The organism is Jeotgalicoccus marinus DSM 19772, from assembly GCF_000425825.1.
Taxonomy (GTDB): domain Bacteria; phylum Bacillota; class Bacilli; order Staphylococcales; family Salinicoccaceae; genus Jeotgalicoccus; species Jeotgalicoccus marinus.
The window spans coordinates 219799-231121 of sequence record NZ_AUEE01000004.1 but is presented as its reverse complement, the minus strand read 5'-3'; the positions used below and the strand labels follow the sequence as shown (position 1 = coordinate 231121).

At 36.5% G+C, this 11323-nt stretch carries 14 protein-coding genes and 2 rRNA genes; 15 read left to right on the top strand and 1 reads right to left on the bottom strand.

Translation table 11 applies throughout. From position 1 onward, the window contains the following. From H624_RS0102665 to rsmI, 11 genes are all read left to right on the top strand, one after another. Positions 1–133 (top strand): 23S ribosomal RNA (locus H624_RS0102665); the annotation flags it as partial. A gap of 73 nt (positions 134–206) precedes the next feature. Beyond that, a 5S ribosomal RNA gene (gene rrf / locus H624_RS0102660) occupies positions 207–321 on the top strand. A gap of 90 nt (positions 322–411) precedes the next feature. Next, a complete protein-coding gene (locus tag H624_RS0102655; protein WP_026866211.1) occupies positions 412–1635 on the top strand; it encodes an Orn/Lys/Arg family decarboxylase in 1224 nt (407 codons plus the stop codon). A gap of 12 nt (positions 1636–1647) precedes the next feature. Continuing rightward, complete coding sequence (gene tmk, locus H624_RS0102650) at positions 1648–2280, top strand: dTMP kinase (RefSeq protein WP_026866210.1); 633 nt, start codon at positions 1648–1650, stop codon at positions 2278–2280. After that, positions 2277–2606, top strand: coding sequence for a cyclic-di-AMP receptor (locus tag H624_RS0102645; RefSeq protein ID WP_026866209.1), 330 nt, complete (start codon positions 2277–2279; stop codon positions 2604–2606). The genes tmk and H624_RS0102645 overlap by 4 nt, the downstream gene beginning before the upstream one ends. A 1-nt stretch (position 2607) precedes the next feature. Beyond that, on the top strand, positions 2608–3513 hold the full coding sequence (locus H624_RS0102640; RefSeq protein ID WP_026866208.1) for a hypothetical protein: 906 nt from the start codon (positions 2608–2610) through the stop codon (positions 3511–3513). A 6-nt stretch (positions 3514–3519) separates the two neighbouring features. After that, a complete protein-coding gene (locus tag H624_RS0102635; protein WP_026866207.1) occupies positions 3520–4329 on the top strand; it encodes a PSP1 domain-containing protein in 810 nt (269 codons plus the stop codon). Continuing rightward, on the top strand, positions 4329–4640 hold the full coding sequence (locus tag H624_RS0102630; protein ID WP_026866206.1) for an initiation-control protein YabA: 312 nt from the start codon (positions 4329–4331) through the stop codon (positions 4638–4640). Before H624_RS0102635 ends, H624_RS0102630 begins: the two co-directional genes overlap by 1 nt. A 36-nt stretch (positions 4641–4676) precedes the next feature. Continuing rightward, a complete protein-coding gene (locus H624_RS0102625; RefSeq protein WP_026866205.1) occupies positions 4677–5414 on the top strand; it encodes a tRNA1(Val) (adenine(37)-N6)-methyltransferase in 738 nt (245 codons plus the stop codon). Next, positions 5404–5655 (top strand): GIY-YIG nuclease family protein, encoded by a 252-nt coding sequence (locus tag H624_RS0102620; RefSeq protein WP_026866204.1) that lies wholly within the window; start codon positions 5404–5406, stop codon positions 5653–5655. The genes H624_RS0102625 and H624_RS0102620 overlap by 11 nt, the downstream gene beginning before the upstream one ends. A 2-nt stretch (positions 5656–5657) precedes the next feature. Beyond that, entirely contained in the window at positions 5658–6470 is an 813-nt protein-coding gene (rsmI, locus tag H624_RS0102615) for a 16S rRNA (cytidine(1402)-2'-O)-methyltransferase (RefSeq protein WP_035855746.1), read from the top strand. Positions 6471–6507: 37 nt separating this feature from the next. On the opposite strand, the gene H624_RS0102610 is transcribed toward rsmI, so the two are convergent. Continuing rightward, a complete protein-coding gene (locus tag H624_RS0102610; protein ID WP_026866202.1) occupies positions 6508–6789 on the bottom strand; it encodes a transition state genes transcriptional regulator AbrB in 282 nt (93 codons plus the stop codon). A 225-nt stretch (positions 6790–7014) separates the two neighbouring features. Here H624_RS0102610 and metG point away from each other — a divergent pair, with 225 nt between their 5' ends. The 4 genes from metG to rsmA all read left to right on the top strand — a co-directional run bounded on the left by metG (position 7015) and on the right by rsmA (position 11301). Next, positions 7015–8982, top strand: a complete 1968-nt coding sequence (metG, locus tag H624_RS0102605; RefSeq protein ID WP_026866201.1) for a methionine--tRNA ligase — start codon at positions 7015–7017, stop codon at positions 8980–8982. 15 nt (positions 8983–8997) lie between these two features. Beyond that, the gene (locus H624_RS0102600) at positions 8998–9762 is read left to right on the top strand and encodes a TatD family hydrolase (RefSeq protein ID WP_026866200.1); all 765 of its coding nucleotides are present in this window, start codon (positions 8998–9000) and stop codon (positions 9760–9762) included. A 94-nt stretch (positions 9763–9856) separates the two neighbouring features. After that, a complete protein-coding gene (rnmV, locus tag H624_RS0102595; protein ID WP_026866199.1) occupies positions 9857–10414 on the top strand; it encodes a ribonuclease M5 in 558 nt (185 codons plus the stop codon). Positions 10415–10416: 2 nt separating this feature from the next. Further along, positions 10417–11301, top strand: a complete 885-nt coding sequence (gene rsmA / locus H624_RS0102590; protein ID WP_026866198.1) for a 16S rRNA (adenine(1518)-N(6)/adenine(1519)-N(6))-dimethyltransferase RsmA — start codon at positions 10417–10419, stop codon at positions 11299–11301. Positions 11302–11323 lie beyond the last annotated feature (22 nt).

The following is an 11323-nucleotide window of genomic DNA, read 5'->3' as shown; positions in this document are numbered from 1 at the left end:
CTAAGCATGAAGCCCCCCTCAAGATGAGATTTCCCCAATAGATGCCTCAGAGACTATGAGGTTGATAGGTTCGGCGTGTAAGTGTGGTGACACATTGAGCGGACGAATACTAATCCATCGAAGACTTATTCAAAGTAAGAAATAAATGAGTGCGTTCACTCTTTACTGACACTTCTATTTGGTTTTGAATGTATATACATTCAAAGTCTGGCGGCGATGGCGGAGAGGCCACACCTGTTCCCATGTCGAACACAGTAGTTAAGCTCTCCAGCGCCGATGGTAGTTGGACTGACGTCCCGTGAGAGTAGGACGCTGCCAGGCTTACATACTAGAGACCTTTTAGGTCTCTTTTTTTTGTCTATTTATACTATAATATAAGGAATAATATGTTCAGATTAATGAGGTGGCAAGGTGTTATATGAAACGCTTAGGGACTTAAGTAAAGCAAATGCCCTATCTATGCATGTACCGGGTCATAAGAATGATACTATCGGTTATTTGTCAGAGCATGTCTCTTTAGACTTTGATCGAACTGAAATTTTAGGTTTAGATAATTTGCATGCTCCTGAGGGTGTTTTAAAAGAACTGAATCTGTCTTTGGCCAATAAGGCGCCGGGTTATTATGCACAAGCAATGGTCAATGGGACAACAAATGGTATTTTGAGTAGTATTTTTGCTTTCAGTGATGATTTTAGTTTTGTACTATTAGGTGAGTTACATAAATCTGTATATAATGCTCTGTCTTTATCCAAATCTTCTTATACTTATATAGAAGATATCCAAATATTTGATACCTCGTTTAAAGATAAAGTATTAGTGCTAACTTCACCATCATATGAAGGACGAATTCTTCATAATCTACAGGCCATCGTTAACCATGTTAAAAATACTGGGGGCTACGTGCTTATAGATGCTGCCCATGGTGCACATTTATCTATAACGTATCACTTTCCTGATGGCGCGCATGTCACAGGTGCAGATATTGTAGTTGAATCCTATCATAAAATGCTACCTGCCTTAACCATGGCATCTGTTATCTTTGTGAAAAAACGTGAACTTTATGAAAAGGTTTGTTCATATATTAATCAGTTTGAAACATCAAGTCCGTCCTATTTAGTTTTGGCTTCTATCGAATATGCTCAGCATTTTTATAATACATATGATGATCAAATCTTTTTTGTTAAACGACAAGCTTTAATTAATAAACTTAAAGCTTTAAACATCAGTGTTACTGAAGTTAATGATCCAGCAAAGTTGCTCTTAAACAGTGAGGATGGTCCTTACCAGCTTAACGCACAACTTATCGCTCAAAATATCTACAGTGAAATGACGACGGATGAAGGTGTGTTGTGGTGCCTACCACTATGGCACGAAAATGATCGTTATCCATTTGAATGGTTGTTAGAGCGTTTAGAACATCTAGAGAAGGTAGAAGAGAAGCATAGTAATGACGTTGATTTAAACTTTCTTATAGATAAGACATGCATAGAAAATGTAGTCCCTTATCCTCCTGGTGTACCTTTGGTGTTAAAAGGAAGTGTCTTTACTAAGGATGACATTAAAACTGTCAAACAATATCTGTTTAATCATGTTAAAATAGAGGGTATAGATAACAATATTAATTATTACTTATGAATGAGGCAGATTATGAGTTACTTCATTACTTTTGAGGGACCTGAAGGTTCTGGTAAGTCCACAGTGATTAAACACGTCCATGAGGCCTTATCGAAAACTTGTCCAGTAATTACAACGAGAGAACCTGGCGGTATTGCGATTAGTGAAAAAATTCGTGACCTTCTGTTAGATGAAGGAAACGTTATGGATGGGCGAACTGAAGCACTTTTGTTTGCTGCGTCTAGACGTCAGCATTTAGTGGAACGAGTCATCCCTGCATTAAACGAAAAAAAAATTGTGCTCTGTGACCGTTTTGTAGATAGTTCACTTGCCTATCAAGGCATGGCGAGAGAAATTGGTTTTGATGAAGTGATGGCAATAAATCAATTTGCAATCGACAATCATATGCCGGATTTAACAATCTATTTAAAATTGGCACCAGAGGTTGGTCTTAAGCGGATTAGTGACAATAGACGTGAAAATAATCGTTTAGATCAAGAGACTATAGACTTTCACAAAAAAGTTGTCTCGGGTTATAATGAGTTATCGATTCTTTACCCTGAAAGGATTAAAGTTGTCGATGCATCACAGTCAGTCGAGAAGGTAGTCAGCGATACTTTAACTGTAATTGAAGAATATATAAATTTTAGAGGTGAATATTTATGAAAATGGTAATTGCGATTGTACAAGACCACGATAGCCAAAGATTAAATGATAAATTAACTAAGAATGATTTCCGTAATACAAAACTTGCATCTACAGGTGGCTTCTTACGTGCTGGGAATACAACTTTCCTATGTGGGGTAGAAGATGCACGTGTCGATGAGTTATTGAAATTAATTGATGACACATGTGGTAACAGAGAGCAAACAGTTGCTCCAGTTACACCTATGGGTGGTAACGCTGACTCTTACATTCCCTACCCAGTTGAGGTGGAAGTAGGCGGCGCAACAGTATTCGTCTTACCAATCGAACAATTCGAAAGATTCTAGAATGAACAACAGGGTAGTAAAAGAACAACTGTTAAAAATTATTGATAACAAAAAGCTGAGCCATACTTATATGTTTGAAGGTGACACCATAGAAACCTTGTCTAAGTATAGTAAGTTTTTTGCATTGCATATTTTTGGGGATACTGAGAGAAACCAAATGTTGGTAGAATCAGGTAATCATCCGGATTTGTACTATTTATCCACTAAAGAAACATCGATTAAAAAAGAACAGATTGAAGAATTGGTTCGTAGGATGAATCAAAAACCAATCGAATCTGACTATAAAGTTTATATTATAGAGCAGTTTGAGAAATTAACACCTCAAGCGGAAAATAGCGTGTTAAAATTTTTAGAAGAACCACCTGAAAAAACCATTGCCATACTACTTACAATTAACAAAAGCGGCATTTTGCCAACGATACATTCGAGAAGTCAACATATCGCAATCCAAGGTGAAGATGAGGATCGTATTAATGCATTACCCCAATTGTCAGAAGCAGAAAGAACGACTGTCAATGTCCTCTCTTTAAATGCAACTCATGTTCAGGAGCTAGATGATAAGTTTTCTACTATTAGAAATGAAGTCATCAATTTCTCGAATCGTTGGATCCATGATCATCCACTTACGCTAATCGATATGAAGCGAATGCTTGATTTATGTGATGATCGAAGGGATCAGGTCATGCTCTTGGCGCTAATTAGTGGATTTGTACGACAAACGTTACACCATGCTATCGGATTAGAGGATTTTAAGCCATTTGAAACCCATATGCCTGAAGGTAATGATGTTCACCCGGCTAAATTAACTCGAATACTTGAAGAAATTCAAGAAGCAAACCGATTGTTAACGTTTAACGTCAATCCAATGCTTGTTTTTGAAGGTATGGTCATAGGTGCGAAAGGTTGATGGACTATGTTTAAAATCATCAAGGTGACGCAACTTGATTATTATGACAATCTCTACATCACATGTAGTGATGATTCTATAGAGCGACACGATTATATCGTTGCAGAAACAAAACGAGGTCTTGAGCTACTTAGTGTAGTTAAAGGGACTTATGAAATTCCAAAAGATAATATCGTTGAGCCTGACGGTAAATTTCTACGTTTAGCAACGGAAGAAGACTTGATTAAATTCAAAGTTAATGATGAAAAAGCTTCTGAAGCGCTTGATTTTTGTAAGGATGCTGTCAAACAAGAAAAGCTTGAAATGAATCTCGTCAATGCTAAATACACACTCGATTTGAAAAAGTTAATCTTTAATTTTACTTCTGATGAGCGCGTGGACTTTAGAAATTTGGTAAGAATATTAGCGACAAAATTCAAAACACGAATTGAACTCAGGCAAATTGGTGTACGTGATGAAGCGAAATACTTAGGTGGTATAGGCCCATGTGGACGTGCACACTGTTGTTCTACATTCCTCGGTGACTTTGTGCCCGTGAGTATTCAAATGGCGAAGAATCAGGACTTATCACTGTCTCCAAGTAAGATCTCCGGTGCATGTGGTCGTTTAATGTGTTGTCTCAATTATGAAGATGAGTACTATGAAGAAGCCAGAGTGAAGTTACCTGATGTAGGCGAGAAAGTAAAAACACCTGCTGGTATCGGTAAAGTTATTGGTATTAATATTTTAGACCTAGCTGTTAGAGTAAAGGGTTCTGATGACTATATTGAAGAATATGGTGAAGAAGATATTGATAAGCTGGAGGTTGTGAATTGATGGACCGTGAACAATTGTTCCTTCACATTCAACAGCTTGAACGTAATTTGCATGTTATGAATGAAGAGATGCAAACTTTAAAAGAATTAACTGTTAAACTGGTCGAAGAAAATGTCAGTTTAGAGATAGAAAAAGAGAACTATGAACAATTATTAAATGAGAAAGAAGAAAAAGACGTTCCATTTAAAGAGAATTCTTTAAAAAGTCTATATGATGAAGGGTTTCATGTATGTAGCATTCACTTTGGTACTCATAGACATGGTGACGATTGCCTCTTCTGCCAATCATTTTTTAATGAAAGACAAGGTTAAGCAGCTGTTGGCTGCTTTTCTTTTTGAGGTGAAACGATGTTAAAACCAAGTGAGAGAATCGATGAACTATACAGAGAACAAATGAAAATTATTCAAAGTAGCGAAACATTTTCATTCTCAGTCGATGCATTATTACTCGGTGACTTTGTAAAATTAAGAAAACGTGATAGAAATATCATGGATCTCTGTAGTGGTAATGGCATCATTCCATTACTTTTAAGTTATCGTACGAATAAAAAAATTGATGCTGTTGAAATCCAAGAACCTCTATGTGATATGGCTGAACGTAGTGTAGAAATGAATGGAAAAGCTGGTCAGATTTCAGTATATAATTTGGATATTAAAGATATAAAATCGAAGTTTAATCATTCTAGTTATGATGTGATCACAGTCAATCCTCCGTATTTTACAAACAACCAACCTGTAAAAATTGAAGATGCTGAACGTACTGCTAGACATGAGATTCACATCGATTTAAAAGGTATTGTTGAAGCATGCCGCTACTTGATTACAAACAAAGGTCGGCTTTATATGGTACATCGAGCTGAAAGAAGTGCAGAAGTATTCGCCTTACTTCACAATAGTGGTTTTAGGGTTAGACGTGCGCGTTATGTTTATAATGATCCACAGTCTAAAGAAGCGATGTTTATAGTGATAGAGGCGATATTTAACTCTAATGCTTACGTTGATGTACTCAAGCCTTTCTATATCTACGACACAGTCGGGACATACTCTCCTGAGATGTTGGAGGTCTACTACGGCAATGACAGATAAGGTATATTATGTTTATATTCTACAATGTAATGACGATACGCTTTATACAGGTTATACCACTGATATAGAGCATAGAGTGGACATACATAATAAAGGACTAGGTGCAAAGTATACACGAGGACGGCTACCTGTAATCTTAAGATACGTGGAGATGTATCATACAAAAAGTGAGGCTTTAAAAAGAGAATACGCAATAAAGCAATTATCGAAAGTAGAAAAGAAAGCTTTGATGGAGGGCTGAATATGTTGTATATAACTGGCACACCAATTGGCAATCTAGATGATATGTCTTATCGAGCGGTAAGTACTTTAGCAGCAGTTGATGAAATTCTCTGTGAAGACACAAGAACCACGAGGAAACTAACCAATCATTTTGAAATTACCACACCGCTTAGAAGCTATCATGACTTTAATAAAGAAACAGCAACTGAAGAGATTATTGAAGAACTTAAAGCGGGTAAGTCGTTTGCTTTGGTTACTGATGCCGGTATGCCAGTAATTTCAGACCCAGGCTTTGAACTTGTTAGCCGCCTACAGGATGAATCATTAGACTATACTGTAATTCCAGCGGCATCTGCTTTTACAATGGCACTTGTTGCAAGTGGGATTCCTTCTTATGAATTCACATATTTTGGTTTTCTACCAAAGAGTAATCAGAAGAGACAAGAAAAGCTGACAGAAATTCTGCACCATCGAAAGACAGCTGTGATATATGAATCTCCACACCGAATGAAACAGTTGTTAAAAGACTTGGTAAAGTTTGACCCAAAACGACTTGTTTCTATTTCCAGAGAAATTACTAAGAAGTTTGAGCAACATGAAAGAAAAACTGCAAATGAACTTTTACATATGATGGACAAAGAAATTCCATTAAAAGGTGAATTTGTTGTTATAATTGAAGGTTATGAAGAGGAAACAGTCAATTTTACAGGGACTGCTAAGGATCATGTTTCTGAACTTGTCAATGAAGGAATGAGACCCAAAGATGCGATTAAACTTGTTTCAGAACTAAGAGGCATGAAGAAACAACATGTATATGACGAGTTTCACAAATAAAAAAGCCATGAAGCACCTTCATGGCTGAACTCACATATTATTTATTATCGAGTTTTCTTTGAATTTCATTAATTAATAGTTCTGCGCCTTCGGGACTCAAAACAATTTTACCATCTGCAAGAGATAGATTATCGTCTGATACATCGCCAGTTACTGCACAAGTCATACGTGGGTGATATTTTTTCAAGATGATTTTGTCGTCATCCGTAAAGATCTCAAGTGCATCTTTAACTTCTATATCGAGTACGCGGCGTAGTTCGATAGGAATGACGATGCGTCCAAGTTCATCGACCTTACGCACAATTCCTGTAGATTTCATTAAGAATTCCTCCTACATTACTACCCAAACACAAAGATAATGAGTGGATATTGTAAATGTCAATTGAATAAAAATAATTGTATATTCATGACTTAATTATCCATGGTAAATGGATATTCATGACTATAGCACATAATGAATTTAAAAACTATTAAAAACTGCTTGTAATTGAAAAAAATACATATTTTAGATATAGTAGATTAGTATATTATAGGAGGATTTTCCATGACAAAACCAACATTTTATATCACGACGCCAATTTATTATCCGAGTGGAAAGCTCCATATCGGTAATGCTTATACTACGATAGCATGTGACGTAATGGCTAGGTATAAACGAATGCGTGGGTATGATGTTTATTATTTAACCGGTGCGGATGAGCACGGGCAAAAAATTGAGCAAAAAGCAGAAGACATGGGTATATCACCTCAGAATTATGTTGATGATATGGCAAAATCCATGAAAGACTTATGGCAGATGTTAGATATCACCTATGATCAATTTATACGTACGACAAGTGAAAAGCATAAAAAAGCAGTTCAATATATCTTTGAACGTTTACTTGAACAAGGCGATATCTATCTAGGTGAATATGAAGGTTGGTATTCAGTACAAGATGAAGAATTCTTTACTGAAACTCAGTTGGAAGAAGTGTACCGGGATGATGAGGGCAATATGATTGGTGGCCGCGCACCAAGTGGACACGATGTTGAACTCGTAAAAGAGGAAAGCTATTTCTTTAGAATGAGTAAATATGCGGATCGTCTGGTTCAATACTATGAAGATCATCCTGACTTTATTCAACCGGAAACACGTAAGAATGAAATGCTGAATAACTTCATTAAACCTGGCTTAGAAGACCTGGCTGTTTCTAGAACGACATTTTCTTGGGGTGTACCAGTAAAATCTGACCCGAAACACGTGGTCTATGTTTGGATTGATGCATTAGCAAACTACATTACAGCACTCGGCTATGCATCAGATGATGATGAACTATTTAAAAAATATTGGCCTGCAGATGTGCACATGATCGGTAAGGAAATTGTACGTTTCCACTCAATCTATTGGCCAATTATGTTAATGGCACTAGATTTACCATTGCCTAAAAAGTTACTCGGTCACGGTTGGTTACTCATGAAAGATGGTAAGATGTCTAAATCTAAAGGTAACGTAATTTACCCTGACCAAATCGTTGAAAGATATGGTCTTGATTCACTGAGATATTACTTAATGCGTGAAGTACCTTTCGGTTCCGATGGTGTATTTACACCCGAGTCATTTATCGAAAGAACAAACTTTGATTTAGCAAACGATCTCGGTAACCTCGTCAACCGTACGATTTCAATGATTAATAAGTACTTTGATGGAGAGTTACCTAGCTATACAGGTGCGCATAATGATATCGATAAAAACCTTGAAGCTGTTGTAGCTGAAAACATCAGCGAATATGAAATAGCAATGGAAAATATGAAGTTCAATACTGCATTAAGAGCAGTATGGACGATTATTAGCCGCTCAAATAAATATATCGATGAAACAACTCCATGGGTCTTAGCGAAAGATGAATCGAAGAAAGATGAGCTTGGTAATGTTATGGTGCACTTAGCGGAGAATATCCGTATTGCAGCGGTTCTATTAAAACCATATCTACCTCACGGGCCTAAAGAAATATTTAAGCAATTAAATATTTTTGATGAAGATCAACAGACTTATGATTCTACTTTAACTTACGGTGTCATTAAGCCCGCCGGAGCTTTATCGAAACCGAACCCAATCTATCCTAGACTCGATGTCGAAGAAGAGGTTCAACATATTAAGGATCAAATGAAACCTTCAACACCTGTAGAAGAAGCTGATGATGCTGAGAACGACACGATAACAATTGATGACTTTAACAAAGTAGAAATTAAAGTTGCCACTATTGTTGGAGCACAAGCTGTTAAAAAAGCGGATAAATTACTTAAAATACAAGTCGATTTAGGTAATGAAGAACGTCAGATAGTTTCAGGTATCCATGAACATTACGAGCCAGGAGATATCATTGGTAAGAAGGTACTTGTTGTAACTAACCTACAACCTGTAAAACTTCGTGGTGAAAAATCTGAAGGCATGATTTTAACAGCAGAAAAAGGAAATCGCCTGACACTAATTGACGTACCAGATGGTATTGAGAATGGTAGCGTTGTAAAATAATACGGGAGTGATTTTGTGTTAATCGATACACATGTCCACTTAAATGCAGAACAATATAATGAAGACTTAGAAGCAGTCATCGACAGAGCAAGAGACAATGGTATTGAAAAGATGGTGGTTGTTGGCTGTGACCGTGAATCCATCGAGCGTACTATGGAAATGATTGATGAGTATGATGATATATACGGTGTCATTGGCTGGCATCCTGTGGATGCAATCGATTGTACGGATGATGACCTCAAGTGGATCGAGGAATTGTCTAAGCATGAGAAAATTGTCGGTATCGGTGAAACTGGTCTTGATTATCATTGGGATAAGTCACCTAAAGACGTACAAAAAGAATTGTTTAGAAAACAAATTGCCTTAGCTAAACGGGTGAATTTACCTATTATCATTCATAATAGAGAGTCAACTGCTGATTGTGTAGAAATCTTAAAAGAAGAGGATGCACATGAAGTCGGTGGTATTATGCATGCTTTTTCTGCAGATGAACGTACTGCAGATGAGATTATCGCAATGAATTTCTATGTTTCTTTAGGTGGTCCTGTGACTTTTAAAAATGCACAGCTACCTAAGGATATTGCAGTTCATGTTCCATTAGATCGTTTACTTGTTGAAACGGATGCCCCGTATTTAACACCTCATCCATATAGAGGGAAAAGAAATGAACCTGCACATGTTAAATTAGTGGCAGAGAAAATTGCGGAACTTCGCAACATTTCATATGAAGCTCTAGGTCAAGCAACAACTGAAAATGCTGAACGTCTGTTCAATTTATAAAAATCAGTGTTTTACTTTGCACAGTCAAGGTAAAACACTGATATTTTTTATATTAAATTATGGTATGATACTAAGCGGATATAGAGGTGAACTTATGGATAAACCCATCATAAAAGAAGTTGTAATCGTTGAAGGTAGAGATGACACGAGGCGTTTAAAAGAATCTGTCATTTGCCAAACGATTGAAACGAATGGCTCAGCGATTAACGAAAGAACATTAAGAGAAATAGAAGTCGCCCTCAATACGAGAGGAGCCATTATATTTACTGACCCTGATTTTCCAGGACATAAAATTAGAAATACAATAATAGCGCGATTTCCAAATATAAAGGAAGCATTTTTGCCAAAAAGAAAGGCAAAAGGTAAAGTGGGGCAGAGTTTAGGCGTTGAACATGCTTCAATAGAAGATATCAGACAGGCCCTTAAGCATTCTGTGACGAGTGTTGAAATAGATACAGAAGTGATTAGTATTAAAGATATGCAGGATTTTGGTTTGTCTGGTGACAGGGAATCCAAAGCGCGTAGAGCGTACCTAACAGATCGTTTAAATATTGGATATGCAAATGCATCCGCACTTCGAAATAAACTCAATCGTTATGGCATAACACGTGAAAAAATAGCTGAGATATTAGCTGAAGATAAGAGGAGTTAAATATGAAATATATCGCAAGTGCAGGTCGGACAAAAGAAATTTTAGCAAAGCATGGTTTTACATTTAAAAAGAGTCTTGGACAGAATTTTTTAATTGATTCAAATGTCATTAGGGAAGTTATCCATAAAGCAAATATCGATAAAAATACTGGTGTCATTGAAGTTGGTCCTGGGATTGGTTCTTTGACTGAACATTTGGCGATTCATGCTAAAAAAGTACTCGCTTTTGAAATTGACCAACGTTTAATTCCAGTTTTAGATGATACTTTAAGTGAATATGATAATGTGACAGTAATCAATGAAGATATATTAGAAGCAGATGTACCAAATAGTATTGAAACACATCTGTCAGACTGTGATGAAATCGTTGTTGTGGCAAATCTTCCTTACTACATTACAACACCGATATTGATGAATTTCTTAACTGGTAATCTCCCAATATCTCGCTACTATGTCATGATGCAAAAAGAAGTTGGAGAACGAATTAGTGCAGTAGCAAATACGAAAGCATACGGGTCTTTATCGATTGCGATTGATTATTACACTGAAGCGAAGACAGTACAAAATGTACCAAAAACTGTATTCATGCCACCACCTAATGTGGATTCAATCATCGTAGAATTGAAAACGAGAAGAGAGAAAAAGGTTCAGGTTGATGATGAATCAACATTCTTTAAATTAACAAGAGGGGCCTTTTTACATCGTAGAAAAACGATATTAAATAATTATCAAAGTCTATTTTTAGACGGGAAAAAGAAAAAAGATGAGATTAGGCAACTATTTGAGGATGCAGGTATAGAAGCAAATCGCAGAGGGGAAAGTTTAAACTTAGAAGATTATCAAAAAATTTATGAAGCTTTCAAGAAAAGTGACTTGGAAATTGTGTAATTTGCACAGTTATTGGCTAATT

Excerpts from the sequence above, each read along its gene's own strand:
- tmk (WP_026866210.1), top strand. The coding sequence starts at position 1,648 with ATGAGTTACTTCATTACTTTTGAGGGACCTGAAGGTTCTGGTAAGTCC.
- H624_RS0102640 (WP_026866208.1), top strand. The coding sequence starts at position 2,608 with ATGAACAACAGGGTAGTAAAAGAACAACTGTTAAAAATTATTGATAAC.
- H624_RS0102645 (WP_026866209.1), top strand. The coding sequence starts at position 2,277 with ATGAAAATGGTAATTGCGATTGTACAAGACCACGATAGCCAAAGATTA.
- H624_RS0102635 (WP_026866207.1), top strand. The coding sequence starts at position 3,520 with ATGTTTAAAATCATCAAGGTGACGCAACTTGATTATTATGACAATCTC.
- H624_RS0102630 (WP_026866206.1), top strand. The coding sequence starts at position 4,329 with ATGGACCGTGAACAATTGTTCCTTCACATTCAACAGCTTGAACGTAAT.
- rnmV (WP_026866199.1), top strand. The coding sequence starts at position 9,857 with ATGGATAAACCCATCATAAAAGAAGTTGTAATCGTTGAAGGTAGAGAT.
- H624_RS0102625 (WP_026866205.1), top strand. The coding sequence starts at position 4,677 with ATGTTAAAACCAAGTGAGAGAATCGATGAACTATACAGAGAACAAATG.
- H624_RS0102610 (WP_026866202.1), bottom strand. The coding sequence starts at position 6,789 with ATGAAATCTACAGGAATTGTGCGTAAGGTCGATGAACTTGGACGCATC.
- metG (WP_026866201.1), top strand. The coding sequence starts at position 7,015 with ATGACAAAACCAACATTTTATATCACGACGCCAATTTATTATCCGAGT.
- rsmA (WP_026866198.1), top strand. The coding sequence starts at position 10,417 with ATGAAATATATCGCAAGTGCAGGTCGGACAAAAGAAATTTTAGCAAAG.
- rsmI (WP_035855746.1), top strand. The coding sequence starts at position 5,658 with ATGTTGTATATAACTGGCACACCAATTGGCAATCTAGATGATATGTCT.
- H624_RS0102620 (WP_026866204.1), top strand. The coding sequence starts at position 5,404 with ATGACAGATAAGGTATATTATGTTTATATTCTACAATGTAATGACGAT.